Origin of the sequence: Chitinophaga sp. (genome assembly GCF_019236475.1) — a bacterium.
GTDB lineage: Bacteria > Bacteroidota > Bacteroidia > Chitinophagales > Chitinophagaceae > Chitinophaga.
In genome coordinates this window covers 365,974-392,751 of sequence record NZ_JAFAIX010000002.1, presented here as the reverse complement: position 1 = coordinate 392,751, position 26,778 = coordinate 365,974, and the positions used below count along the sequence as shown (strand labels likewise).

At 43.9% G+C, this 26,778-nt stretch carries 20 protein-coding genes; 7 read left to right on the top strand and 13 right to left on the bottom strand.

The annotated features are described in order from the left end of the window. The first annotated feature begins 519 nt into the window (after positions 1-519). The 4 genes from JO154_RS02175 to JO154_RS02160 all read left to right on the top strand — a co-directional run bounded on the left by JO154_RS02175 (position 520) and on the right by JO154_RS02160 (position 6,076). Positions 520-2,013: a hypothetical protein gene (locus JO154_RS02175; RefSeq protein ID WP_291941460.1), complete on the top strand. Its 1,494-nt coding sequence runs from the start codon at positions 520-522 to the stop codon at positions 2,011-2,013. A 62-nt stretch (positions 2,014-2,075) separates the two neighbouring features. Beyond that, positions 2,076-3,830: a carboxypeptidase-like regulatory domain-containing protein gene (locus JO154_RS02170; protein WP_291941459.1), complete on the top strand. Its 1,755-nt coding sequence runs from the start codon at positions 2,076-2,078 to the stop codon at positions 3,828-3,830. Positions 3,831-3,848: 18 nt separating this feature from the next. Continuing rightward, the gene (locus JO154_RS02165; RefSeq protein ID WP_291941457.1) at positions 3,849-4,484 is read left to right on the top strand and encodes a papain-like cysteine protease family protein; all 636 of its coding nucleotides are present in this window, start codon (positions 3,849-3,851) and stop codon (positions 4,482-4,484) included. A 380-nt stretch (positions 4,485-4,864) separates the two neighbouring features. After that, entirely contained in the window at positions 4,865-6,076 is a 1,212-nt protein-coding gene (locus JO154_RS02160; protein ID WP_291941455.1) for a serine hydrolase, read from the top strand. An 89-nt stretch (positions 6,077-6,165) separates the two neighbouring features. Here the strand turns inward: JO154_RS02160 and JO154_RS02155 are convergent, their stop codons facing one another. Further along, a complete protein-coding gene (locus JO154_RS02155; RefSeq protein ID WP_291941454.1) occupies positions 6,166-6,654 on the bottom strand; it encodes a hypothetical protein in 489 nt (162 codons plus the stop codon). Between the two features lie 63 nt (positions 6,655-6,717). Next, positions 6,718-7,281 (bottom strand): hypothetical protein, encoded by a 564-nt coding sequence (locus JO154_RS02150; protein WP_291941452.1) that lies wholly within the window; start codon positions 7,279-7,281, stop codon positions 6,718-6,720. 515 nt (positions 7,282-7,796) lie between these two features. Here JO154_RS02150 and JO154_RS02145 point away from each other — a divergent pair. Together JO154_RS02145 and JO154_RS02140 are read left to right on the top strand one after the other, a co-directional pair. Continuing rightward, entirely contained in the window at positions 7,797-10,805 is a 3,009-nt protein-coding gene (locus JO154_RS02145) for a TonB-dependent receptor (protein WP_291941450.1), read from the top strand. A gap of 20 nt (positions 10,806-10,825) precedes the next feature. Beyond that, complete coding sequence (locus JO154_RS02140) at positions 10,826-12,439, top strand: RagB/SusD family nutrient uptake outer membrane protein (RefSeq protein WP_291941448.1); 1,614 nt, start codon at positions 10,826-10,828, stop codon at positions 12,437-12,439. 322 nt (positions 12,440-12,761) lie between these two features. Here JO154_RS02140 and JO154_RS02135 read toward each other — a convergent pair whose 3' ends face one another. The 10 genes from JO154_RS02135 to JO154_RS02090 form a co-directional block, all read right to left on the bottom strand. Beyond that, positions 12,762-13,334 carry a hypothetical protein gene (locus JO154_RS02135; RefSeq protein WP_291941447.1) on the bottom strand — a complete coding sequence of 191 codons (573 nt, stop codon included), beginning with the start codon at positions 13,332-13,334 and terminating at the stop codon, positions 12,762-12,764. Positions 13,335-13,572: 238 nt separating this feature from the next. Beyond that, positions 13,573-14,031, bottom strand: a complete 459-nt coding sequence (locus JO154_RS02130; RefSeq protein ID WP_291941445.1) for a hypothetical protein — start codon at positions 14,029-14,031, stop codon at positions 13,573-13,575. 96 nt (positions 14,032-14,127) lie between these two features. Continuing rightward, entirely contained in the window at positions 14,128-14,931 is an 804-nt protein-coding gene (locus JO154_RS02125) for a pseudouridylate synthase (RefSeq protein WP_291941443.1), read from the bottom strand. A gap of 182 nt (positions 14,932-15,113) precedes the next feature. Next, entirely contained in the window at positions 15,114-17,579 is a 2,466-nt protein-coding gene (locus JO154_RS02120) for a hypothetical protein (protein ID WP_291941441.1), read from the bottom strand. A 27-nt stretch (positions 17,580-17,606) separates the two neighbouring features. Then, positions 17,607-20,255, bottom strand: coding sequence for a hypothetical protein (locus JO154_RS02115; protein ID WP_291941440.1), 2,649 nt, complete (start codon positions 20,253-20,255; stop codon positions 17,607-17,609). Positions 20,256-20,436: 181 nt separating this feature from the next. After that, positions 20,437-21,207 carry an ABC transporter permease gene (locus tag JO154_RS02110; RefSeq protein WP_291941438.1) on the bottom strand — a complete coding sequence of 257 codons (771 nt, stop codon included), beginning with the start codon at positions 21,205-21,207 and terminating at the stop codon, positions 20,437-20,439. Beyond that, positions 21,208-21,969 carry an ATP-binding cassette domain-containing protein gene (locus tag JO154_RS02105; protein WP_291941437.1) on the bottom strand — a complete coding sequence of 254 codons (762 nt, stop codon included), beginning with the start codon at positions 21,967-21,969 and terminating at the stop codon, positions 21,208-21,210. Between the two features lie 10 nt (positions 21,970-21,979). Next, entirely contained in the window at positions 21,980-22,906 is a 927-nt protein-coding gene (locus JO154_RS02100) for a pentapeptide repeat-containing protein (protein ID WP_291941435.1), read from the bottom strand. 183 nt (positions 22,907-23,089) lie between these two features. Beyond that, positions 23,090-23,644, bottom strand: coding sequence for a dihydrofolate reductase family protein (locus JO154_RS02095; protein WP_291941433.1), 555 nt, complete (start codon positions 23,642-23,644; stop codon positions 23,090-23,092). Between the two features lie 267 nt (positions 23,645-23,911). Then, on the bottom strand, positions 23,912-24,262 hold the full coding sequence (locus JO154_RS02090; RefSeq protein WP_291941431.1) for a hypothetical protein: 351 nt from the start codon (positions 24,260-24,262) through the stop codon (positions 23,912-23,914). A gap of 152 nt (positions 24,263-24,414) precedes the next feature. Between JO154_RS02090 and JO154_RS02085 the strand changes: the two genes are divergently transcribed. Continuing rightward, a complete protein-coding gene (locus tag JO154_RS02085) occupies positions 24,415-25,068 on the top strand; it encodes a sigma-70 family RNA polymerase sigma factor (protein WP_291941430.1) in 654 nt (217 codons plus the stop codon). 72 nt (positions 25,069-25,140) lie between these two features. Here JO154_RS02085 and JO154_RS02080 read toward each other — a convergent pair whose 3' ends face one another. After that, positions 25,141-26,724, bottom strand: a complete 1,584-nt coding sequence (locus JO154_RS02080) for a right-handed parallel beta-helix repeat-containing protein (protein WP_291941429.1) — start codon at positions 26,722-26,724, stop codon at positions 25,141-25,143. Between the last annotated feature and the right edge of the window lie 54 nt (positions 26,725-26,778).

The following is a 26,778-nucleotide window of genomic DNA, read 5'->3' as shown; positions in this document are numbered from 1 at the left end:
GGATTAGTCGCAATGGCGCACAATCTTAGAAAGAAAATAGCATAAAAATCATGCTAAACTATCGCTTCTAAAAATGAGAAGTACAAAATCATTATAAAAACAAATTATCTAAACGAAGAAGCCGTCTCTTGTTTTGAGACGGCTTCTACTTATTTTAGACTAAATCATCAAAGCAAGATATTCAACTTAAATGCAGCATTTGATTTCTCTTATACCAAAATAAGTTTATCAAACTATAGCACCAGTTCCCTATTGTTGATACCTTCTTGAGCTCAATTGACAGTCTCGCTGCCATTTTTCCCCAACAGCCAAAAATAGAATTTAATAATACTGTTTCCCTTTTTTTCAAGATAGCGACCAAGGTATAGAGATTACTGTAGTAACTCGTCACCTGGTCATTAAAACCTATTCATTCTGTGAACCTATATTGACATGACCAGCATTTTCAAATACTTTTTTTAACCCCTTTAAATTGTAAACAAAATGCCAGATCTAAAAAACATTTTGCCCAGTCAACTAATGCAAGGAATCTTGGGTAAACTTTATGAGATCCTTACACAGGGAGATGCGACAGTCCCCAGTTCAAGCGACAATTTCTTCAGTTGGTGTTCTCCCGGAATTCCCATTACGCCAGACGAATTGCGGTTTCTTACCCAGGGCCTGACAGGTGTGATGACCGATAACTCCAAAAAAGACGAGGATGGAAAACCCATTCCACTTTCAGATGATGATAAAGCCCGCCTTAGAGCCAGTGACACCGGTAAATTGTATATGCAGGCGGAGAACCTTTCTAGACTGGTCGATTTCGTACCCGATATCAATGCCGGTACCAACGGCGGATTATCCAGACTGAGTATTCACCAGAATGAAGGCACTTTGTCGGATGTATACAGATACGCCTTGCAATTCAGTCAGGTAGCCAACACAGAATTGACCGCAGACGAAAAAGCAAAAATTGAAAAGTTCAAACAACTGCTGCAGGTAAAACGAAAGAAAAAAGACCTTATTACCGATGAAGAAACTGAAGTGCTTGAACCGAGCCCGCTAGTGGTATTGTACAACCAGAAGATGTCGGCCTATACCGATGCGGTGGTGGAATATAACAATCACCGCGTGAATGCACTGGCAGGCAATAACTCCGAAGCCATACATTTCTGGAGCCTGAATGCCGACGCTCTTCGCAATAAAGTGAAAGCAGCCCTGTTCGATTGGGAAACAAACGGCTATAAAAATGAATACGAGGGCATTGCTGCTAGGATCGATCAGATCATGAGCAAGGATCTGTCTTTATTAAAAGCAGACTATAAAGACGCGTTAGACAAAGCAAAATTAACAGGCTTAGCATCTGGGTCCGACTTCTACTACACCTCTTTGGTACCGGGTGATTTTGTAAATGGCGGTTGGACAACATTTACTTTTAAATCGGCCGATTTTAGCTCGCATCGCGATAGCCAGTTTACCTCCTATGGCGCATCTGCTTCCGCCGGTTTTTTGGGCTTCAATGCATCCGGTGGCTTTCAACATAGTGATGGCAGTACCAATGCGAGCTTTGATGCCAGCAACTTCTCCCTGAGTTTCCAAATGTGCCAAGTGCCTATTGTACGTCCTTGGCTAAAAACACCCTTTCTTACTTCCAAAGCATGGAAGCTAGATGCCGGTAATCCCGAAGTACAATCGAGGGGTGAATTCCTTTGTGATGGGGCCATGCCGCCAAAAGGAATTTTACCGGGTTATCCTACAGCTATCCTATTTATTAGAAATCTGAAAATGGATTTCGGACAGTACAATTCGCAGTTTCATGCTGATTTTGAAAAAAATAGCGCTAGTGGTGCTGCAGGTTGGGGGCCATTTACCGTGAATGCTAATTATACACACAACGATAGCCATGTTAATTACCAATCGCATATGGATGGACAAGGTATCGCAGTAGACGGCATGCAGATCATTGGTTTCAATTGCCATATGCTGCCTAAAAGTCCTAATCCGCTACCGAATATCACGAGTTGGATCTAGCACCAAGCATTTTGCCCTGAAACAGTTTTTTAACGAGCGAACATCCAAAAATATATTGATGTATGTTTTTAAACGCAATTATATTCAGGAAGTTGCAAAATGTATTTTCCCAATTGGGGAATCAACAGGCTTCCTGTTTCCAGACTTTTACGCCGGTTGCAACGGTATTCACCAATGAAGACTTTAACTTCCTGGATACAACTTTGCCCGCCAACCAGCTTTCTGAGAGCTTCGAAAATCAAATGGCCTTTACTTTTTTAGCGAATGGCATTGTACGAAATGATAAAATTTACAGCTTATTGCCAGATGAGTTTTTACAAAATGCCTACAAGCGCATATTTGAGAATGCCATTTTGATCGACGGCTCATTGAGTGATGCCGATAAACAGTTGTACGTAGACGCAAGAAAACTACTTTTTGAAGATGAAAGCCTGGAGCCCACGGCAGCTTACAAAAAGTACCTTTCTTTTAGGGATCGCTATAGTGAGTGCACTAACCAGTTGAGCGCCATGACAGAAAAGGTTGCCGACAATCCATCAGACGAGGAAAGCAAACGGGAACAGGAAGCATTGTTGACCCAGCAAGGAGTGTTGCTGAATGACTGGCAAATTAATGGACAAAAAGAAAGTATAGAAAGGGCCCTGAAGAGTGTAAAAGTATCCAATGCAAGGAGCGCATTTATTTCGCAATGGAACGAGGAATACAAGTGGCTACAAACCAAGCTGCAAAAATTGACCACGATCAATTCAAATATCGATTTCCTGCCAGCCACTTGCCTTCCCAAGGACCTTTTCAGATATGATTATCATGGCTGGACAAAAATGGTACTGGAAGAAAGTGAGATTAATGCGCTGGAAATAGAGGCCAAAAATACATTGGGAGAAACATTTTACAACGCACAAAGCAGTAGCCTTGCCTTCAGTAAGATAGAATTTGAATATCTATTTGTAACCATTTTAAGAAACTGGTTCAAACCCGAATTGATCAATTCATCTTTCTGGACCTTTCCCGACAGCAGTATGCAGCCGGTTTCCGATGAACAAGGGCTAACAAATGGGCTGATGCCTTCCTATATCGATAAATTTATGTTCATAAGAAGGATCTGTTCGTATAATAAAGATACCCACGAAGAAAACAATAGTACACCTGCTGCGCTTGACCTGAATTCCTACCGGTTTAAAGATATAGCGGGATTGAAAAAAGTAAATGATCTAAAAGCCATCGTCCCAATCAATCGGCCAGCCATGAGGTACCGACTATTGGATGCCGGTAATACGCCCATACGCCCGATTTTTAAAAACCAGATTGCAGCAAATCTTGAACCCAAGATGGATGTTCAAGCCAAATTGTTGCGCGCTTCAAATGACAATATTAGATTTTCAAGTATTAACCCTGCATCGGAGACATTCAAACCAATATTGGTTACTGGGCTATTTATGCAGGGACCTGCCGGCAATGAAGCGCCAAAAACAACAGCAACATTGAATTTGACCTTCAAAGACAATCTAAATACCGTCATTACTGGCGTTACGGTGAGTGTTACCAATAAAAACGATGGCTCATCCTATTCAATGGAAACCAGCGGAACGGGAACAGTAGTATTACCAAGCCTGAAAAAAGATGATTACAATATCGAGATTAGGAATGAAGAAATGTATGAAGACACGAGTTGCTCCATTCGGTTAGATAACGACATGCAAAAGGAGATCGCACTTCAACGACGCACCAATCCAAGGTTTGATATGCTTTTAATCGGTACCATCAACTGCCGGTTTCCCAAACTGCCCAATCCACTCCCGGGCTACTCCTATTCTTAAGACATTAAAACTAAAAACATGAAAGCAAATTTATTTTTCAGATTTCCAGATCCAGTAAACGAGAGCGCTGAAACTTCAGCCGACAATGCTGCCGATGATTCCATTTATTATGATGTTGAACTCATTCCACAGCCTAATAAAGACTCCTGCTGGGCCGCTTCCATGGCCATGGTGGTGGGATATAAACGCAAGCAATCCATTACCCCAGACATGCTGGCCAATTCAGTGGGGAAAAGCCTTAGTTCCTGTTATTCATGGGATATGTTGGAAGATGTAAGAGACCATTATGGATTCAAAAGCGTGATCGACGTACCCGCCGATACGTGTGTTTATTATGAACCACAACAATGGAAGGAATGGCTCAGCGAGTATGGTCCTTTATGGTTCACTTTTATCTGGGATTCTGGAGGAAGCCATGCCATGGTATTGAGGGGAATCAGTGGCGATTTAACGCCGGAAGGTACCACTTTCGAAATTCAAAATCCCTGGGATGTCAATGCCACTTTTGACAATGACCCGGTAGATTTCAACCCGGCAAATGAAGGCTGTACACAAAGCGTTGCGTTCCTTTCATTTTCAAATTTGTTCGGGGACCTCGGCTACGATAGCAAGTATGCAAGTTTCCGGATCATGTATTTGCCTGACCAGAAATAATCCTGGAAAGTGGGCTAACTAAGCCTTTGATAGCCTAACAATATCATAATAGGAGGGTGTGTCAAAAGTAATTTTTACCCGATTTGATGCAGGTAAATGGGAGAGAATTATCGTTGTCCGAATACTCCGCGTCTCCCCAAATTACTTTTGATACACCCTCAATTTTTTTCTTCAATATGCCAAGTCCCAAGACTATTTAATACGCTGTATTTGAATACCACTAATAACTCAACACAATACAATACCCCCAAGAAGCCTTATATAATATTTGATAAATATATTAATTATCAGTATATTGGTATTACTGAAGTAGCAAGTCCATTGTAATACTATTCATTGCAAAGCATTCTTTAAATTTTAATAGGAAAAGATTACACATTATGAACCCTTTAAAAATCTTACTTCTTTCTTGTGTTTCTTTAGTTTTACTATCATTTTCTTCAAAGCTTTCCGCACAAAATATAAAGCGGCTGGATGGTTCTTCGATCCGTTTTGACCAATTAGACCATACCATAAAAGGACTAATGGATACTGCAAAAGTAACAGGATTATCTGTTGCTGTCTTCAATAAGGATAAACCTGTCTATATAAAAAGTTATGGCTATGCTGACCTTTCAGCACAAAAAAAGATGGACACTGCCACCATTTACTGGAGCTGTTCTTTGAGCAAAGCTGTGTTTGCCTATACGGTTTTAAAAATGGTAGACAAAGGTGTTATTAACCTTGATACCCCATTGGTACAATACCTGAAGAAACCACTATATGAATATGCTTTCACGAAGAAAAGCCGAGGGTACCAGGACATCAAAGAGGACAAAAGATACGAAAGGATTACAGCAAGAATGTGCCTGAACCATACAACCGGCCTACCTAATTACAGAGGGTTTGAAACCGATGGGAAACTGAGGATTAAATATGATCCGGGAACGCGGTATAGCTATTCAGGGGAAGGAATGTATCTGTTGCAGTTTGTACTGGAGCAAATTACAGGAAAAGATTTTGAGACTATTGCCCAGGAAGAAACTTTCCATCCTTTATTAATGAAAAACAGTAGCTATGTATGGCAGGAAGTTTTTGATAAAGACTATTGTGTCGGGCATGATTCGTTACAAAAGCCTTATGAATTTGATAAAAGGACTTCCCCTCATTCCGCCGGATCTATGTATACTACTATAAACGATTTTTCCACTTTCTTCACAGCTTTATTACAGCAAAAAGGGCTCTCAAAGAAAAGCAGCCATGAAATGTTCTCCCCACAGGTGCCCATTCTTTCCAAGCAACAATTTGGCCCTAATGCTTTAGTAGATGACAAAACTATTTCCAATACCAAGATATTTTACGGATTAGGGGTCGGTTTACTTAAAACACCTTGTGGCTACGCTTTCTTTAAAGAAGGTCATAGTGAAGGTTGGGGACATTATGCAATAGGATTTCCAGAAAAAGGGATTGGTATCATTATTATGACCAACAGCGATAACGGAGAAGGTATTTATAAATCCCTGATGGAAGCAGCAATTGGTAATGATTATACACCTTGGTACTGGGAAAATTATACCCCATTTGATCAGAAGCAAAATACTACAGGTAAATAAAATCAAAGGTATTACGGGTACCAAAAATAAAGAAGTTTTGCAGGAAAAACTGCAAAACTCCCTACCATATTGGTTTCTAAAATATCATTTTAATCGATGTCCTGATCATCCTCCATTTCAAAATCATACGACTTATTAAACATCTCTGATGCGGTGTTAATGCTTTCAAAGCAACTGTTGATCACATCAGCTCCATACTGCGCTTCCAGTTGTTGCCATTCAGTGGCTGTTAATGGTAGAAATGCCAAGGTATCGCTACCCTCGCTGGCCTTGCAGAAGCGGATTTCATAGTTTGGTTGAATAATCGAATTTAGGAAGATAATCGTGCGATCCCTGTCTACGACTATATCACGATGCGTAGTGCCTTGAAAAGTGATCTGTAATTCCAGACCATCAGGTTTATCTTCCATGGTAGCAGACAGTTGACCAGTTTGCAACCGTTTTTCACAATATGCTACCACTGCATCATCTTCCTCTCTCCAATCTACCCAAAATACTACGCTGTTAGGGATGGTATCAAAATCCTCGACGGAGGTGGACTTGAGATATTTATTCAGTAGGGTTAATTTTTCTTGCATGGTGAAATATTTTTTATAAGTATCATTACCTGGTTTAACTAACTGTGATGATTATACGTATATCTAAGCCGGGTTATTCTTATTATACATTAGAATCACATCTATGATGTCGTCAAATGTCAGTTCTTCGTTTTCTATCTTATTTAGTAAAACGGCGTCTTCACTAATCAAAGTCCTCATTTGCTCTTTAAACTTCCTTTTCTTCAGTTGAAATTTCTCCTGACCTTTCTTGACATAAAAACGGTCCGATTTAAACATAGGTAGTGATTCCCGTCTAAAAGTCAACTCAAATAACTGAATCCTGCCATCAATTATCCTGGGAAGCATCATCTCCACCTTTCCTCCTAATGCAGCCAAGGTGCCAAATTTTTCCATATAGATGGAATCACCTTGGAAGTAATCATATTTACGCGACTGAAACGTTTTGGGCCTGGTTCCTGGGCCCTTCCAATAATAGACCGTTTGCCCATTGCTGGAGATTACTTTATCAAAAGAAAAATAGCCGACAAGGGTTTCAGTGGCATTAGCCATCTTACCATACATATAATCGGTCTGCCCGTAAATTGTCTGTGATTGGCTGTTAAAGAAGAATAAGGTCAATAGTAAAGTAAATGCTACACGCTTCATTGCTAGGTTCGTTGGTAGTTTATAAAGTACAAAGAAAATCTATTTACCTTGATCAACCAGATAGATCTTTGAGCCAGATAACTTTAGTAATAGATAGTAACTCAATTATTAAGCTTTGGTTATAGGGAGACACGTTGTACTCCAACCTGTCGTCCCTGCCACCGGCAGGGACGAAGTAAAAATAAAACCATGGAGTGACGTCGCAGACGTCACTCCATGGTTTTACCAAAATTGCTGCAATAATTGTATAATATACAGTTATTTATATTGAATACACTATTAGGAATTTAGTTTGCTCCAGCATGTTTATACATACTATTTAAACCAATTTTCCCTACAATTCCCCATTCGCTGATAATTTTCGCCACGCGACAAAAAAAGGATCCAGATTAATTTGCAAACGATTGCAGGATTTCAAAATTTTACTATTTTGTTATCCGAAGAACCGTGAATAGAAATACCAAAATCTGAATTTAATACAAGCCCTTTAATCCACTAATTCCAAAATTAACGTTATGAAAAAACCTTTATCAGGACTTCTATGTCTAATAGCATGCTTGCTATTATATCAATTCTCTTGGGGGCAGCAAAAAGCCATCACGGTAGAGGGCAATGTACTTGATGCCCAGAAAACGCCACTGGTAGGGGTAACCATTGCCATTAAGGGCAAAAACAGCGGTACACAGTCGGATACAAAAGGACATTTCAAACTGCAAGTAGCAGATCCGGCCGGTGCTGTACTAGTATTCACTTTTATAGGCTATGCCACACGGGAAGAACCAGTTCGTAGTCGTACAGCCGTTTCCGTAGTAATGGAAGAAGATCGCAAAAAACTCGACGAAATTGTGGTAGTCGGATATGGCCAACAGCGGAAAAAAGATGTCACCGGCGCCATTTCTACTGTAAGCTCAAAATCGATTCAGGATGTGCCTGTAACCAACCCACAACAGGCACTTCAAGGCCGTGCACCTGGCGTGGAAGTGATCAATAACAGCTCCAAACCGGGAGATGAGCCACAGGTAAGAATCCGCGGTTCTCGCTCCCTCAACGCCGGCAACGATCCCCTCTACGTAGTAGATGGAATTCCTTATTCCGGTAGCCTGAATGATATCGGCACGGGAGTAATACAATCGATGGATATTTTGAAAGACGCTTCTGCTACTGCCATTTATGGTTCCAGGGGCGCCAACGGCGTAATCCTCGTCACTACCCAGCGGGGTAAGGAAGGAAAGCCCGTGGTTTCCTACAGCGGTTCCTATGGCATTGTGAATCAACTGGGTGAAACGCAGATGATGAATGCTGCCCGCTTCATTGAAATGCGCCGAGATGCTAACCGCACCATCGGGAAATATGACGATAATAATAAAGATGCATCTGATCAGAAAATCTTTAACTCCACGGAATATGCCAATATAAAAAAAGGAGTGGACGTCGATTGGCAGAAACTCATGATATCCCAAGGATACCAGAGTAACCATGGGGTAAACGTTTCCGGTGGATCAGACAATACCCGCTATAGCATTGGCCTGGGCTACTTTAAAGACCAAGGGGTACTGAAGCTACAGAGCTACGAGCGCTACAATTTCAACTTGGCTTTGGATCAGCGTATAGGCAACAGGGTTAGAGTAGGGGCTAGTTTGCTGGGAGCATACAGTCGCCGTAATGGTGAAACTTACAATGGGATCGATAACGCCCTGAAAATGCTGCCTATTGCGGCGCCATATGATGATAACGGTAAGTTGATTACCTACCCAACCGGCGATAGCCAACAACCAAACCCGCTACTCGATTATGTAAACGATAACCGTGTTGAACTGATGAAACGCTTGCGCGTATTCACCAGTTTATACGGAGAGGTGGAAATTATCAATGGATTGAAGTACCGTCTCAACGTTGGGCCGGATATTCAATCCTATAACTATGGCCTGTTCCAAGGGAAGAATAATACCAATCTCCTCATCGGTGGTGGCGATGCCACTGCTACGAAGAACAATGCTTCTGTAGTCGCTTATACGATTGAAAACTTGCTTACCTACAATAAACTGGTAAAGAAACATAGTATCGGCGTAACCGGCCTGTATAGCGTACAGCGTCAGACCACCGATATGCAAGGTACTAATGTAAGAGGTATCCCCGTAGAAACCCAGCAGTACTTCAACCTCGGTCAAGCGCTGAATGTTACAGGATTGAGTAGCAGTCTTAGTACATGGACCATCCTCTCTTACATGGGCCGCGTGAACTATGGCTACGATGATCGTTACTTATTGACGCTGACGATGCGTGCCGATGGTTCTTCTCGTTTTGCTCCTGGAAAAAAATGGGGCTATTTCCCTTCCGTGGCGGTAGGCTGGAACATTATGAATGAAGCGCCTTTCAAAGGGCAACACCTCATGGATAACCTGAAACTTCGTGCTAGCTATGGTCGTATAGGCAATACTGGTATTACACCTTACGCAACCCAAGGTGCGCTGCAAAGGATTCCATACTCATTCGGAAATAAAGGCGTGCTAGGTTATGTACCATCAGACCTACGTAATCCTTCACTTACTTGGGAAACAACTACGTCTACAGATATCGGGCTCGACTTCGGCTTCTTCAACGGCCGTATCAGCGGTGTGATCGAGTGGTATAATCAGCGTACCACCGACCTTTTGATGCCACAAACACTGCCTTATAGCAATGGTTTTAACCAGGTATTGATGAACCTGGGCACAAGCCGTAACAGAGGTATGGAAATCGGCGTCTCTGCTACCGTCATCGATAATCCTCAAGGATTCTCTTGGAAAATGGATGTCAACTATTCCCGCAACCGGTCCAGGATTTTATCGCTTGGGGACGGCAGAGCTGCTGATATCGGAAATGCCTGGTTCGTAGGTCAGCCTACTTATGTGTACTACGACTTTAAAAAGATTGGTATCTGGCAAGATAAAGATGCCGCATTAGCAGCCAGATACGGTGTGAAACCAGGGGAAATAAGATTGGAAGATGTGAACAAGGATACCGTAATCGATGCTAAGAACGACCGCCTGATCCTGGGCTCTCCTGAAGCGAAATGGCAAGCAGGTACCACACAACGTTTTTCTTATAAGGGTTTTGAATTATCGGTAGTGGCGTTTGCTCGTTGGGGAAGTATGATTAAGAGCGATTTCTACGCCAACTACAATACCTTGTTTGGACGTTATAATAACCTCGATGTGAATTATAACACGCCATCCAATCCTTCCAACGATTTTCCGCGGCCGAATGCCAATCAGGAAAGGCCGAGCAACTATCAATCGCTCAGCTATTTTGATGGCTCTTTCTTCAAGATTCGCAACATTACCCTCGCTTACACTATGCCGGATAAACTGGTCCACAACTGGTCTATGCGGGAGTTGCGCTTTACGATTGGAGTGAAACAACCATTGATCCTGGCGCCTTACCGTCAGAAATGGAAAGGAATTGATCCGGAAGATGTGAATGTGATTGGAGTCGATGCGCCAGCCACTTGGATGCTGCAATTCGGTATTAATGCGAAGTTTTAAATCTCTAAAAGAAAATCGTTATGAAATATATAATTCCCGCTATGTTGCTGCTGTCGCTGGCTACAGCCTCCTGTAATAAAATGCTGGATGAAAAGGTAGTGACCAATGCGACAGATGATTTTTTCAATACCAAGGCTGGTTTTCTGACTGCGGTGAATGGGTCCTATGTATCTATGCGTAACTTTTACAGTACAGAAAGAGGGATGACGCTAACAGAAACAGGCACGGATATCATCACCAATGGTTCGGATGGTAACTATAAATTTACCAGTCAATATACCTCGCAGTTGGATTCACGGTACGACCATGTGAGAGAGGTCTGGAACAGTTTTTATCAGACCCTCAATACCTGTAACGTGGTGATCTCCCGTGCTGATAAAATCACAGATCTCGATGATGCTTCCAAAAAGAAAGGTATCGCGGAAGCTAAATTCTGTAGGGCCCATTATCATTTCGTATTGATGGAAATGTTTGGCGCTATTCCATTAAGCTTAAAGGAGAATACGCAGATACTCCGGGAAGCGCACCGCGACTCTATATCGGCGGTATATAACGCTGTGATCAACGACCTCCTGGATGCAGAAAAAGACCTGCCAGTATCCCAGACAGAATGGGGTCGTGCCACCAAACCTGCTGCAGAACATCTATTGGCTAGAGTATATCTTACCAGGGCTTCTTCGCCACAGGCGCAGCCAACAGATTACGCAAATGCGGCCAAATACGCAGACATGGTGATTAAAAATTACGGATTCAAACTGCTAGATGATCCAGGCCAAGTATGGGCGCAAGGCAAGGAAAACAACAATGAAACCATCTGGGCCGCACAGTATACTACCGATCCGCTGTATAATTCCAGTGATAATAATGCCTGCCGCTTTTTCCTGATGCAATATGATGTATTGCCAGGAATGAAGCGCGATTTGCCCAACGGCACGCCCTGGAAGCGTTTCAGACCAACAAGATACCTCTTGGATACCTTGTACAAAGACAGAATACACGATACGCGTTATGAAAAATTCTTCACTACCGTATGGTTTACTAACGCGCCTACCGCTTCCTTGAATCTGGGAGATACAGCGGTTTACCTGCCAGGATATGATGTGCCGGCCTCCGTTATCGCCAGCAAAAAATACATGATGGTACCACCGCGGTTATATACGGAGAAGCTATACCCTTCTCTAAACAAATTTGCAGATGCTTTGCGGCCGGATAACCAAGCTTCCGGGGTACGACCCTTCATTTCTTTCCGTCTTGCGGAAACTTACCTGATCGAATCGGAAGCCATGCTGATGCAGGGAAATGCCCAAGCGGCTGCTGATTTGGTGAACGTAGTGCGGTTAAGAGCGGCACGTGTCGGCACAACTGATGCGGAAACCCAAGCAAACCGCACTGCCATGAAAGTAGGCCCCACTGATATGAGCATCGATTTTCTGCTGGATGAAAGAGGTCGGGAATTGGTAGGAGAGGAGATGCGTTGGTTCGATCTGGTTAGAACCAACAAACTCTTGGAACGGGTGCGCCTTCACAACGTCGAAGGCGGCGCTAATATCAAGCCAAATCACGTCCTGCGCCCAATTCCACAGGATCAGATTGATAGATCCACGAATACGTTCCCGCAGAACCCCGGTTATTAATAAAAGATGATCATGCCTTAGCAATTATCTATTAAGCCATGGAATCACAAAATATAAGCCTTCAGGTCATTGTACCTGAAGGCTTTTTGTTTATATTTATTCCTCCTCCGTTTATGCGTTAACGTGATACTTGCACATAAGCAGGATAATTTCAACACTGTTCAGTATCAATTAAAATAACCCATGGCACTACCCAAAAAAGGGCTCATGAATATGACAGTGGAGAACCATATAGAAGGGACAAATCTTCCTCTCAAAGGTTCGTCCCTCTTCTTTTCGGCCCAAACGCTGCTCCATCAGATATTTAGAATATTGAAAAGTATTATTTGTTTACCGGCGGTGTCGGCATTTTAGGATATTGCTGTGCATATTGATACATCAAATTAATTTTACCATCCTTGTCAAACCGCCATGTTTCTTGCATTTCTCGGACTGTCTTTTTCCCTTTGGCATCCGTTGAATGCTCTTGGGTCCATATCACCACCCAATCTTCTTTTTTATCCTTACTTCTCAGCGGTATCCAAGCATGAATCGAATCAACAACAGTACCCAACGGTGCTCTCATCTTTTTAGCCATAACAAAAAGACTGTCCCGAGTACCGGCGAACATGGTACCATCGGCAAAAATCATGGTATCATTGTCTGCGAAAGAACTCCTTGAATTGTCGAGGGTATTGTTGTCCCAGTTTTTATACAATTCGAGCAGTGTTTGTGCATTTTTCGCGTGACCGATCTCAAAATCCGAAGAATAGGTTGCTGTGTAAGGATACGCCATTGCTTCCTGTTTTACAGCATTGGAATCAGTTGACTGTACAGTTTCCATTTTTGATTGATTGGTGTTGGAAGTACACGCTACAAAAAAAGCAATCGCTACGAAAAGATAAATCTTTCTCATAAAAATTGTTTCTTAAGATTAAAGAATAAAAATTCGGGGGTACCACTGAAAAATGAGGAGGAACGGGGTTCAATAGTTATTCTAAGATACGCATTTTTAAGGACAACTAAAAAAATTTAACGCCCATGTCATTGGGTATCAACATTTGTATAACATGGAAAGCGTTCAGATCCTCGTATAGATCTACCTGATAACTTTGTATGTATTTATGTTTGGATTTATGTTTGATGCTTTTCATTTAATAAGTTTCTATTATTCGGTCTTTCCCCTTAAAATCAAATTCATCTCCTACCTTTTTCTTACATAATTGCTGTGCCAGTGGAGACACGGGCGAAAGAAAGAAAATGGTTTCTCCGTTGATGACTTGTTTACCAAGACCTGCACCTATAAAGAAGTTGGTGGTAGTAGATCGTACAAACGCTCCCGGAGCGGGCACCGTATAGATGACTTGTACATTGATAGTACGAAGGGCTTGGAGACTCTCCTGATGAGCAAGCAACTGCCTAGCATGCATATCCTTTTCTAAATGGCTCATGGCTCTTGCAGTTTCGTACTTATCGCCTGCAGAACTTTTACCCTCCTGGTTCGCGGCCGCCTGCGCCTCATCCATGGCTTGCTGTGTGATCGCAATGCGTTCCAAGATAACCTGCTCGCAATGATTCTTTAGTAAAAGTTTATAGGCGATTCTTTCTTCCATATGTAATTGCAAAAATTGAAGATAGCTGTTTTGCTGCAAATCCGAAGATGGGAGTGACGAAGGCTGCCCGGTTGAGTTTCGTCTCCCTAAATTTTCTTATTCATTCAACATGTAATCCAATATGGGCGCACATTTCTCCTTACATGGCTTGTAATAGGCGCCGTGTTTCCAAGTGGCTGATTTGGGAGATAAGCCCCACCAGAATTCAGCTAAAGCCAAAGGCTCCATATGATGGCGAAACGCATGCTGTAATAATTTAGGCCCTGCACATTCGCCCGCTCCAGCAGGTGGCTGTTTATAGCCATGCTTGGTGAAGATGTCGACCATATTCTTCCTATTGCCTGCCTTATTCCTGAAATTATATTGCTCCAAGATCCTGCGCTGCAAAGCCACTGAATGGGTTTTACGGAATTCCTTCAACTGTGCGATTGCGGCTTCATTGCCGAAAGCATCTTCCATGGCCAGTGTGGCGATTTCATGATTGATTTCCGACAAACGGATCATGCCGGCATTTACAAAGCCGCCTGCTTTTAGTCCATCGAATATTGGCTCCACAAATTTGTTGTGATGGTTGCTATTGGCCAGTTTGCCGGAAAAGGCCGACAGGTACCCTATGTCACCATGGGTATTTCGTACTACCAATACCCCGAACATCTTTCCGATGATGGCGCCATCGCCATCGCTGTCCAAACCGAAATTGTGCTTCCACTCGGTTTGCAAAGAAAGGTGTTGTTGTAGCCCTGCCACGGCAATTTTACAAAGGGGATGGATATCATCTTCCAAGTTAAATGTAAGCCTATCAGCCATTGCCCTGGCTGCATGCTGGTCCTCAAACCGACAAAAAGCAGTGTCGGCTTGCGCTATTATAACCTGTTGGCAATCATCTCCTATATCCATCATATACTCCGTTGTTGACGGCGGCTTAAAAGGCGCAAAGATACGCGTTTTTAGGGCATTTTAGGATGCGGAGATGAAATCGAGGAATAGACAGGAAACTATTGAGAGGAGCGATCTAAATCTTTTGTTCAACTGAAGCCCAATGGCTACAGTTGAACAAAAAGATTTGGAGGTGAAGTGTATGCTTAGTGTTTGGCATGAATGAGTGCAGGCTCGCCAATGGAGCGAACTTCCAATTTGACATCAGCGCCATTTTCACCGGAATATTTTCCGTCAAATGTGATTTCATTGGCCCCTTTTGATAGGACTGGCAGCGGTTTTTGCAGTGCTATCGTTTCTAGCAATTGCCATTGCTTGTTATACAGTCGTACTGCCTTTCCATCGCATTTGAGAAATTGGTTCCGCTTAAGACTAACCGGCAATACTAATGCATCTTGTTGATTAATGGTAATTGTTATCTGATCAAAAGTGACATCGGGGTCGAAGTCCTTGCCTGGTGCGAATGAAATGATAAAGGACAAAGGTTGGGATGCGGTCGGATTATTAAATTGGAAAGAGGAAAATACAGGTTCACCTGGTTGTTTCAGCTTTTGCGTATGCTTGAAATAGGCATTATATACTGGCGTCAATTGGTATTCATTTTCGCTGGTCATCGTCAAATGAAATTCATGTTGTAGACTTCTCATTTGCGCTTTCTGGTCTTCGCTGAAAATATTTTTCATGCGCGCCTGTTCCCAGGTTTTTATCAATGCCAATACCTCATTTTTCATTCCGTGTTTCTGCAATGTTTCCAGGCTGGTAGACAGACCGAATCCTGCATTATATCCAGCTCCAAGGGTCAGCATCCATTCTATGTCTTCCAGTGTTGTTTCAGGTTTTAGGCTGAACCAACCCAACATAGACGGCATCAGGTTACGGCGGAAAAACTGTTGGTTCTTGAGTCGTAGTTGCAGTTGGCTTTCCCTGAAACCGGCATACCAAGGTTCTCCCCAGTTCATCCTGGTATAAATATGCCAGAAGTAATGGGTAGGCGTACTGGCATCATTGATCACTTTTCCCTTTAATTCGGGTTTCAAATTATCGTACCATGTTTTAGTAAATAACTGTTTGGCATATTGACCCATACCAGTTGAAAAGCAGCCCTCCAGGCCATCAAAGGATATCTGCATTAGGCCGGTCTCATTGAAAAGACGTGCAATTGTCTTCGACATTTCTTCCTGCAATGCATAGTTGGTCAGAAATACTTTGTAAGGGTGATCCATCAGTTTTCCGATCGAATCATGTTGTACATGAGGGGTAGCTTTGGTGCCAAAAGCGCCCCGCTGGCAGTCCAGCAATTTCCATGGAGCAGAAGTAGATACGCTACCATAACGAATAATTTCATTGCCGATGGCGACAGATTTCAATGAATTATTCTGGAACTGGTTGAAGAAAACTGGATCTTCTATTCCGATATCCTTTGTATTGGCATCAATGGCTTCACTCAGGCGGGAATAACCCACTTTGGCTAATCTGGGATCTGCCATCGGTGTCACATAAGCATCGTTAGTGGTGATGAAATTGGATAGAGTATGTACCCCCAATCGCACCCCGGCTGCTTTAGCCGTTTCAACACATTCCTTCATACTTGCCCAGTTCTGCGGAAATTCATTGCTATGCAATTTGAATTGTCCCCAACTATCAAATGGATCGCCATGATAAAGATAACGTAGGCCCGCCTGCTTGGTAACTGCTATCGCCTCTTTCAGGTTATTGACGCCAAAATTCATGATCAAGTAAGATTCAGATGCATGAATAGACTGCTTTCCCCATTCTCCATCCAGTACAGGATGAGGTAATCCTTCCCGCTGCTCAATTTGTGAAATAGTAGGCAGCACATCTGCATTGGCCACTCCAAAAAGCGCAATTTTGCTACCCACCACGCCGCCATCTTTGAAGGCAGGAGCCAAGTAAGCAGCATGTCCCCAGTTTTCGATTATCCTGTCTTTACTGCGATTGCGGCAGTATGCTTGTAATGCCGCACCATATTCCGTAGGGCGCGCTACGTCTCCCCTGAATAACTGTTTGTGCAGATCATCTTCTTTTACATCTACTTTATTCCCACCTTCAAATACGTCATAGGATGGCTCGATATCACTCTCTGCATTGGGATATCCTCCTAATGTTTTCACATTTAACGCCTGGATACCGATAGCAAATTCTTTGCTACGTACCACGCCTACTACCTCACCTATAGTATCTGCAATGGTGATAGGGTAGGGCCCCCATAATACAAGGTCTACTTTATCTTGTGGTGTTAGTTGTATCAGTTCGAAACGGAGATAGTTGTCATTTCGCTGCACTTTTACTTTTGCTGCTACGCCGGTCTGCGGGTAAGTGAATGTCAATTCTGCATTTTTCGGATTCCAGGTACAACTGCTTGGAGCGTAAATAATGCTGTCTTTTTTAATACTCATCAGTGCAGTGGCTTTGTCTGCAAAGAGAAATTCCTTTTGCAATGCTAGACTCTTCATACTGGTCAGCTTACCAGCCTTATCCAACTGAATGCTCCACTGTTTGGTGCTGAAATTCACCTGCGCGCCAGCACTGAGTACGGCTATTTGCAAAAAAGCCAGTCCAAGTAATTTTTTTAGTAGATGTTTTTGCTTCATTTCGATCGTTTATATACCTAACGTAGATTATTGTAAAAGAAAACTGGCCGGTGCAAACTTTTTACACGCAAATGCAAACCGCCCTTGATGAATAGGAATTGCTTGCAGTGGCAATTTTTCGCCCCTTAGATCCACGGGAATCGCCCGCTGTGCTTTGATTCCATCCGGCAACTGTATCGTTACTTTTCCCGTGATGCCTGCTTGCTCCCACAGCGTCAATAACGTACCTGCGTGGCCGTTAGGATCAGTTCCGAATGCAGTTACTAAAATTCCTTTTCGCGAAAGAACGAGGCCCTGTTTGCTGTTTGGCAGTTGGCCATCGGGATTATTGGCAATAGCGGCCAGTAATGGTAATCGCGCTTCCCAGGACTGTATCATCAGGTTTTCATCAACACTGGTGTGCTGTGAAATAGGCCAGATGCGTACCCGTTCACTCCAACTGCCATCCTGCCACAAGGGAAAATTGGTATTCCACATATTGTTGTAGAGGTTCACATATACATTGGGTTTATGAGGAATAAAGTCCATTGTCCAGCGCCACAGGCCAGGCTCATCAAGCGATACCAATGGCGCATCCATCGGGCAAATCCCTACCGCCACATTGGTACCTTGGATGGCAACACCTGTATTTACAGCAAAGAGATGCCGGTTAGTACCAGGTACAATATCTGTAGCGGGATTAATAGGTGCGCCCAATCTACCAATCCGAAAATTGGGTTGCTGGATATTGAAAGGGAAACAAAGCCAACCACCTTCCGGATGCTTATCTGGCGTTTTATTGTCTACTTGCCATGCTACATCAATATACGGACTACCTTCTGGGAAGGTAAAGATCAGGGTGTATCCTTTGGCTAATCCTTTACAATCGGTAGCAGTCAGTATTACTTGGTGTTGCACAGTTGAAAGGGTATGGCTGATTTTCCAATCGCCCGGCGTGGTCATACGATAAGGCACCTGTGTAGCATCCGGCATTCCCGGCTTGCCGATATCATTCAATCCCCAGCCATCCTTGATGCGGGAGTAGTGGTTGAAGAAACGATCATACACTTCGTTTGTACTAAATCTTTCATGTATAAACTGGCCGACAACCTGTTCTCCTGACTGATTTACCATTTCCTGGCCGGTGGACTTATCTATCAAGGACTTGATACCTCCCTTCTGAAGGTCGAATGTAGCAAGGAAGAACCGTGTCTCCACAACTACACTCCCCTCCATAGGTTGCTGTTGTATCTCCTGGTAAGGAATGGTCTTATAACCATTTGCAGGAACATCAGTCACCCAAAGCGATTGCCCGTTCATGTTTATAGTACCCGAACGCTTCCACGGAAGGGCATTATAAACCACTATGCTTTTTTCTTTCGTTTTAACGGCATTGGCCAGCATCGAAAGCCGATTACGCATGGCTGTATCTATGATGTTAGCGGCAGTATTGGCATAATTGCGATGGTCCTCATAGGATTGCATCCATTTACGCTTGCTACCTCTGGGTAATTTTGCATAATCGCCATCTGGCGGTAAAGGCTCCTTTTCCAGGTCGGCCATCCACTGTTTCCAGGCGTCGCCATATAAGCGACGGGGCCCGTATTCTGCATTCATACCCCAGGTATGTTCACTGTACAATAAACTCTGCTCATATGCTTTTGCTAAAGGTACCCCTATAGCAGCCGGCTGGAGGCCCCAACTACGCAACTGAGTATCGAAGCTTTCCAAAGCTGGTTCCATTGGCCGCATATTGCGGGCTGTTTTGGTAGCTTGTGGCATCGACATTAAGCCATGTATCCAGGTATCTGGCATATCGCCCCGGACAACTGGCAGTGATGTTTTTTCTGCAAGTACGGCATGCGCAAAATCATCCAGGGTTCCAAAGTGAACACGTACTCCTGGCATCTTCTCTTCATACTGCTGTTTCCACTTATTAACTTCCTGCTGGGTAGGAGGACCGTGATTGTCGCCTGCCATGATCATACATAAATAGTTTTTGCAAGGCCAATCTGCAGGTGGTAGGAAGTCGCTCCCGTAATCCACCGTATAGCCACAAAGGACCCTGGAGCCATCGGGACCTTCCCACCAGAATAATTTGGGTACTCTGGGATATTGACTGGCAGGGTTTACACCAATATGTAAAAACTTAACACCTGCATGTTGCAGTAAAACCGGCATGATCCAACTATGTGAGGGCACATCGGTCATTTTTGCAGCGATGGGCAATGGACGGTGATAGGTACGACTCACATTCGCTGAAAATACGAGTCCTCGTACCAGATCCTCTAAGTCTTGTGACTCTGTATGCGTGGAGAAAGCCAACGCATGTGCAGTGAGTGCCCCTTCTCGTACTGCTTGCTCAATACGTAACTTTCGTAAAGAATCCTGTTGAGGTCCTAACATCTGGGCCGATAAAGGCCATCCGGGAACAGTCCATACAAAACGCTGTGATGGTGGCAGTAATCGGTTCTGATCGAAAATTTTTAGGGAATTATCCATCATCTCTGCTCGGTACCGATGGAATACATTGGCCGCTAGATCCGTAAATCCTAAGTCAAAATGGCTTTTCACCACAATCCATACATCTGTTACCTTCGATGACACGGGAGGTGTTTGGGCATTCCCTCGGGAGAACGGTACCAGCAGCAATAAGACAAGAAGCCGCCTACAGCCAGCTTTATAGCTGGCCATCATTTTGGCGGCATGATTTAATTTGAAGGATAAATTTTTTCCGACAGGAATAGAAAAACAAGTTAGCCACGCTAGGAGGTTGGAATGACGCATTTGCTAAGATACCTATACTACCTCGGGGCTACTACCACTAAATTGACCATTATAGCCATTATTTTATAAGCCCATCATCGTTTAAATCACCTTATGCCTTTCGTTTTTTATAAACATTCATCGCCAATACATACGCTACTAACATGATACCTAGGCTCCAGGCAAGCGCTATCCAGATGGTATTACCCACTGGTTGCCCAGAGAGCAAAGCGCGTATAGCCTCTACGAACGATGTTACCGGCTGATTTTCGGCAAAGGCGCGAACCCCTGCTGGCATTGATTTAGTAGGCACAAACGCGGAGCTAATCAATGGCAAGAAGTGAATAGGATAAGCAATCACACTGGCGCCATCCACCGATTTTGCAGACAATCCGGCAATCGCTGCAATCCAGGTGAGTGCGAGTGTAAACATCGCGAGTATACCTGCTACTGCCAGCCAGGATAAAACGCCCGCAGGGGAGCGGAAGCCCATGATAACCGCAATGAGAACGATGACGGTAAGCGAAATAGCATTGGATACCAAGGCGGTCAGTACATGCCCCCACAAGGCGGCAGAACGCGCAATAGGCATGGAATTAAAACGCTCAAATATACCCCTTTGCACATCCGTAAACAGCCGGTAAGACACGTAGCCAATACTATTTGCAACGGCAATCAATAGGATACCCGGTAAGAGGTAATTTACATATTTAGGCGTGCCTGTTTGAATGGCGCCACCAAATACATATACAAACAGCAACATCATCGCAATAGGCATGATAGTAACGGTGATAATGGTATCCAGACTGCGAAAGACATGCCGCAAGGATCGTCCCAGCATTACACTGGTATCCATGAGAAAATAGTTCTTTGTGGTTTCCATCTAGTTTTCGTTTTTTGGGTTAATAATGCTAAGAAATATCTCCTCCAATGTGGGTTGCTTTTCAATATACTCCACGGTTGCGGGCGGGAACAGCCTTTTCAGCGCTGCGAGGGTACCGCTAACAATTATTTTACCCTCATGAAGAATCGCAATTTTGTCGGCGAGCTGCTCTGCTTCCTCGAGGTATTGCGTAGTGAGGAATACGGTAGTGCCGTTGCCGGCAAGCTCCTTCACCATTTTCCAAACTTCAATGCGTGCTTCGGGATCGAGGCCAGTGGTCGGCTCATCCAGGAAAACAAGGGGTGATCTACCTACAAGACTCATCGCGATGTCCAGTCGGCGACGCATACCACCGGAATAAGTACCAGCCCTGCGATCAGCCGCCTCCGTGAGGCCAAAACGCTGTAGTAATTGTTTTGCGATGTCATGTGGATTTTTGAGATGCCGTAGCCTGCCAATCATCACCAGGTTTTCTCGCCCGGTCAATATCTCGTCTACCGCAACAAACTGACCAGTCAGGCTGATCGACTGACGTACTTTGTCTGGATGCACAGCTACGTCGAAACCGTTTACCTTAGCCATTCCGCTATCCTGTTTGAGCAGGGTGCTGAGGATTTTGACAATGGTAGTCTTCCCTGAACCATTGGACCCAAGGAGGGCGAAGATGCTGCCCTTTTCTACCTCGAAATCCACTCCCTTCAGGACATGCAGTTGCCTGTAGGACTTTTTCAGTCCTATCACTTGAATTGAATTGTTTTCCATAAAGTTTCTTTTAAATGATAGTCACTTTTGATAGTTCAAATACACCTTGGCCCTTTAGTGTGGCATAGGTCAACTTATCCATCTTTGCGCCGTCAAAGCAGATGGTTTTCATCGCAAGGAATGCTTTGTTTGTCAAGGAAAATGGAGGGGTGAATGAGACATTTTTGAGGGTCGCTTCCTTAAAGGAAACGTTGTTTAGTGCCGATTTATCGAACTTAACGCCGATGAAGGTTTGGCCGTCAAAACAAACCCCTCGCAGATCGCAGTAACTGAAGTCCACGCCACTGAATGCACAGTTTTCAAAGGTTGTTTTTCTTAGATCGGTTTTAATCAACCTAACATCCGTCAGTTGTGCATCTATGAATTGCGCGTTTTGTCCGGAGATATTAAAGATGGTCCGTACGAGAATGGATGTACGGAAGCTGGCATCTGTAAGGTCAGAAACAGAAAAATTACAGTCGGTTAGATTGGCGCCATCAAAATTGGCTCTGCGTGCATCCGTAACTTCAAACGAGCTGCCAGTGAGGTCTGCGCCGGAAAAATTGGCTCCTCGCAACGAGCTGGCTTTGAATTTTCCGTTATGTAAGGTAACGTCTGCGAAGTCGCCTGCTTGCAGATTGATCGCTGTTAAGTTCATTTGCACCTGGCGTTCCTGCGAAGGGATGGCTGGATCGATGGCTGGTTGTTTATCTTGGGGTTCAACCGGCGTGGCTTCATGGCTTTCAGGTGTAGACAGGTTTTCTGAAAAATAGTTCAGGTCAACGCCGAGTATCTCCGCAAGACGGTTGAAAGTGGTGATATCTGGCATAGATTCTCCTCGTTCCCATTTTCCAACGGCCTGGGGACTTATGAACAAATGTTGAGCAAGCTGCGCTTGAGAAATATTTATTGCCTTTCTCGCTTGGGCAATTTTGCCTCCAATTATCTTAGTGTCCATACTTTTTAATTTTAATTTTTTCGACACTATAAAGATATTCTGTTTCCTTGCGGGAATCAGCAAAATGGCGGCTCCTATTAGTTGTGTGACCGCTACTTTCAGTTGTTATTTAACAACCAGCATTAGTAGTCAAGCAATTATCTTTTTCGATTTCCGAATGGGTTGGTAATTATTACATCCTTTCTATCCCGCAGGGACATACGTATTTATTGTTACCAGGTTTTCATGGCAAATGGATTTGATCAGCTTTAAGGCTGTTCTGCTTTTAAAGATGCGGAGGCCGTCGCCGAGTGCGGTGGGTTTGGTGAACAGGTGGTATTCATCGATGAGATTGTGTTCGATGAGCTGACTGACAAATTCGGCGCCACCATACACGATGATATCTTTGCCAGGTTCCATTTTGAGGGCATTTACGGTGGTTGCCAAGTCTTGGTTGGTGACTTCCACATTTCTACCGTTCAGGGAGGTGAGGGTACGACTAAATACTACCTTGCGCATATTTACCATTCGTTGTGCGAGGGGTATCTCCTTGCTGTCGGGTTTGTTGTCTACAACACTTTCCCAGTATTCAATAAACCCGGGAGCCATTTTTCGCCCCATCAATATGGTATCGCAACTATCAGCCAGGTCAATAACAGGCTGTTGGCTAGCTCCGGTAAATATCCAGTCCAGTTCCCCATTAGGACCGGCAACGAAACCATCTACGCTGATATGCACTTGTAATTTTAACTTTCGCATAAACATATTTATTTAGAGAGACACGGATCTTCCTATATTCTTTCCTCCCTATAAAGATGGTGAGAAGATTTGACTTAGAGAACGGCCATATGCGACAAATTATGGGGGGATTCCACCAAGAGGACCTTTTTGTGGAGAAACAAGAAAAGCGACCTTCAGTCGCCTTTCTTGTTTAAATTCTTTGCTACAACTGGTCAGGCTGATGATGCTCAACAATACACTCAAATTTGCTCAATGGGCTAGAGGGGTTTAACGTACCTGGGGAGTTCAGTTTGCCTGGAGATTACCTGGAAGGTATTGGCTGCTTTGTTTATTCTTTTCCTCCTTCCATTTCACAAACATAATGAACTGAACAAATTCCAGGAACTGATATTCCTCTACCAGCGCGTCTAGACTTAGGTCTTCTTGGTTGCCAGTTTGGGAGGTACGGGCCTTCGTAAAACTGTTGAGTTTTTCCTGTAAAGCATTCGTAAGCGATTTGACCAACTCCGGGAAAGCATTGAACGTCTCTTGCATAATGCATTGACCTTTAGGAGTTTGTTTCAATTCCTGTACACGCTGATGTGTTAACGGAGGGAGTGAATCGCCAGATGGTCTAAAGTTTTGGTTTTTAAGCATTTTTCTAATTTGTGCTTTTGGGTCGTTTCAGTTAATAGTCAGCCTTTTACAGGCTCGTCCAAAAGAATTAGAGGACAGATTTTAGAAAAGGTTACAAAATGTAGTCATTTTTTGTAACTTATTTTCTCCTTATCCATCTAATACCCGATTGAATGAGTATTATTCAACCTATTGAAACGCTAACGGACAATGAACTAATCGCCAGAGTGCTGGCAGGGGAGACCCGGTTGTATGAGCAACTAATGAGACGCCACAACGCCAGTCTATTCCGACTTGGGATGTCTTACCTGAACAATGATATGGATGTAGAGGATGTCATGCAACTCACCTATATCAATGCCTATCAGCACCTGGGTCAATTCCGACAAGAAGCCGCATTTGGTACCTGGCTTAAAAGAATCCTGATCAATGAGTGCCATCAGCATTTAAAGAAAGGTAAAAAGGCCGCCAGCGAAGATCTTTCTGTGGTGGAGCACCACCAGGATGCCCCTAGAACCAGAGAAACCCCTGCTGACGCAGTGATTAACAAAGAACTGGGAAAAGTGCTAGAGCAGGCGCTGCTAAGCATTCCGGAGAAATACCGGGCAGTTTTTATTCTCCGGGAAATGGAACAGATGAATGTGGCCGAAACAAGCAAAGCCCTCGATATTTCCAGGGTGAATGTAAAAGTCCGGCAAATCCGCGCCAAGATGATGCTCCGCGAGCATATCACGAACTTCTACAAAAACGATGTGGTATTTCCATTCCACCTTATCCGCTGCGACAGGATTGTATTTGCCATACTTGATAAATTGGAGATTAAATAATCGCACCTTATTTATAGCAAGAAGACCGGCCATTGCGCCGGTCTTCTTTTATGCCAAAAATAGATAACTAGATTAATTCCCCTTCTCCGCCGCACCGATCGCTGGGTTCAGCGTAGCAGATACCATTTGGCTAAAGAAGTCCTTACCCCCATTATTGTTCATCAAGAATCCAGCTCCAATCACTGGAGAGCTAGCCGATATCTTATAGCCAGTGGTCGTATTCATGCCACTACCACCCGTACCTGGCGCCACCAGGGCAGGATTGGCGGTGAGGGCATAATTATCGCTTGTAGCAGGAGGGCCTGGATAATACAGGTTGTGATCATATACGATATTGGTCTGATCATCGAATTGCGTGGCGGCAGAATAGAAGATATTGTTCCGAAACTCCAATCCTGGATGAATACCCGTTCCACCAGCACGGTCCAATACCCCGATCTTTACATCGTTATAGAATGTGTTATTATAGATGTAGATGGGTACTACTAGGCCGTTTGGATGCTCATGCAGCTCAAAAACCCTGTTGCTAAAGCCATTTCCATCGTTCTGGCTAATATTATAACGTACAATGCCATAAGTGAAATCAGGCCCTGGATTGCCCATATGCAAAAAGAATCCGCCTTCATTATCATGGGAATAATTGTATTGGATAATCGTATATCCTGGCGTGCTGAGGTCTATATCGAATGCTTCTGAGTCCATGGAGGCATATGGTACGGGGTTGGTAAGTCGCGTATAGGCGACCTCGTTATACTGGATGGTCATATTTTTACCTCGGCCCCATAAACCTGCTAGTACAATGTTCATGTTCACGCCAAGGGTATACGCTCCTGCATTCAAGACCCTGTTTTTCTCTATCAGCACGTTCTTGGAGGTATACACGATAATCCCCTCTAGGGCAGTATTGTTGACCACATTTTGCCGGATCACCACATTATTATTGTAAAAGGTCGTGTCCTTATTACTACCGTCTCCCATCATGATACCCCTGGAAGAGCAGCGATCCAGGTTGTTTCCTTCAATCAATAGACTATCAAAGTACGCCTGTGCGGCATTGGACCGCACAAAAATACCTGCTTGTAGATGTCGGTTCATAATCGGCATGCCCTCTACATCATGGATATTATTGTTCTTTACAACTACCCCTGGGTAAACGCCGTTGGTAGCCAGGGCTACATAGATACCACAGAGGGAGATATCCGGTGGGCGCACCGCTCGTGGATGACTAACATCGAAATTTTCAAATGTAAGGTACTTGGCATCCTGAATGAGTACTGCAGACAATGTAGTGTTGTTCCCGATAATCTGGGGTTTTTCTCCATCGCCATAGGCCCCGAATGTAATTCTGGCGTCGCTGGTCCCGGAACTTTTGATGACGAGCGTTCCTGTCCAGGAGCCGCCTCTTTTAAACAGCACAGAATCGCCGGGATGGAAAGTGACGGCATTCACTTTGCTAAGGGTTTTCCAAGCAGTGGAAGGGGATTTCCCATCGCTGGAGTCGGATCCGTTGTTGTCAATATAATACCGCGTAGTAGTGACAACAGTACTCATTTGATGATAGGGAGGATCTATAACCGCTTTGTAACAGGAGGTCCATAAGCCCGCTTGGAGGATTAGCATGCCCAGCAGGCAGGGGATGTTCTTGTTTTTTTTCATATGTGGAATGTTTAAAGTGGAATGGTTAAAATGAGCCGGCTCAGTCAGTGGGTT

What these genes read in the sequence shown, in the direction of transcription:
- JO154_RS02140 (WP_291941448.1), top strand. Translation starts at nt 10,826, where the DNA reads ATGAAATATATAATTCCCGCTATGTTGCTGCTGTCGCTGGCTACAGCC.
- JO154_RS02145 (WP_291941450.1), top strand. Translation starts at nt 7,797, where the DNA reads ATGAAAAAACCTTTATCAGGACTTCTATGTCTAATAGCATGCTTGCTA.
- JO154_RS02100 (WP_291941435.1), bottom strand. Translation starts at nt 22,906, where the DNA reads ATGGACACTAAGATAATTGGAGGCAAAATTGCCCAAGCGAGAAAGGCA.
- JO154_RS02175 (WP_291941460.1), top strand. Translation starts at nt 520, where the DNA reads ATGCAAGGAATCTTGGGTAAACTTTATGAGATCCTTACACAGGGAGAT.
- JO154_RS02120 (WP_291941441.1), bottom strand. Translation starts at nt 17,579, where the DNA reads ATGAAGCAAAAACATCTACTAAAAAAATTACTTGGACTGGCTTTTTTG.
- JO154_RS02155 (WP_291941454.1), bottom strand. Translation starts at nt 6,654, where the DNA reads ATGCAAGAAAAATTAACCCTACTGAATAAATATCTCAAGTCCACCTCC.
- JO154_RS02090 (WP_291941431.1), bottom strand. Translation starts at nt 24,262, where the DNA reads ATGCTTAAAAACCAAAACTTTAGACCATCTGGCGATTCACTCCCTCCG.
- JO154_RS02160 (WP_291941455.1), top strand. Translation starts at nt 4,865, where the DNA reads ATGAACCCTTTAAAAATCTTACTTCTTTCTTGTGTTTCTTTAGTTTTA.
- JO154_RS02085 (WP_291941430.1), top strand. Translation starts at nt 24,415, where the DNA reads ATGAGTATTATTCAACCTATTGAAACGCTAACGGACAATGAACTAATC.
- JO154_RS02165 (WP_291941457.1), top strand. Translation starts at nt 3,849, where the DNA reads ATGAAAGCAAATTTATTTTTCAGATTTCCAGATCCAGTAAACGAGAGC.
- JO154_RS02105 (WP_291941437.1), bottom strand. Translation starts at nt 21,969, where the DNA reads ATGGAAAACAATTCAATTCAAGTGATAGGACTGAAAAAGTCCTACAGG.
- JO154_RS02135 (WP_291941447.1), bottom strand. Translation starts at nt 13,334, where the DNA reads ATGAGAAAGATTTATCTTTTCGTAGCGATTGCTTTTTTTGTAGCGTGT.
- JO154_RS02095 (WP_291941433.1), bottom strand. Translation starts at nt 23,644, where the DNA reads ATGCGAAAGTTAAAATTACAAGTGCATATCAGCGTAGATGGTTTCGTT.
- JO154_RS02080 (WP_291941429.1), bottom strand. Translation starts at nt 26,724, where the DNA reads ATGAAAAAAAACAAGAACATCCCCTGCCTGCTGGGCATGCTAATCCTC.
- JO154_RS02150 (WP_291941452.1), bottom strand. Translation starts at nt 7,281, where the DNA reads ATGAAGCGTGTAGCATTTACTTTACTATTGACCTTATTCTTCTTTAAC.
- JO154_RS02115 (WP_291941440.1), bottom strand. Translation starts at nt 20,255, where the DNA reads ATGATGGCCAGCTATAAAGCTGGCTGTAGGCGGCTTCTTGTCTTATTG.
- JO154_RS02130 (WP_291941445.1), bottom strand. Translation starts at nt 14,031, where the DNA reads ATGGAAGAAAGAATCGCCTATAAACTTTTACTAAAGAATCATTGCGAG.
- JO154_RS02170 (WP_291941459.1), top strand. Translation starts at nt 2,076, where the DNA reads ATGTTTTTAAACGCAATTATATTCAGGAAGTTGCAAAATGTATTTTCC.
- JO154_RS02125 (WP_291941443.1), bottom strand. Translation starts at nt 14,931, where the DNA reads ATGATGGATATAGGAGATGATTGCCAACAGGTTATAATAGCGCAAGCC.
- JO154_RS02110 (WP_291941438.1), bottom strand. Translation starts at nt 21,207, where the DNA reads ATGGAAACCACAAAGAACTATTTTCTCATGGATACCAGTGTAATGCTG.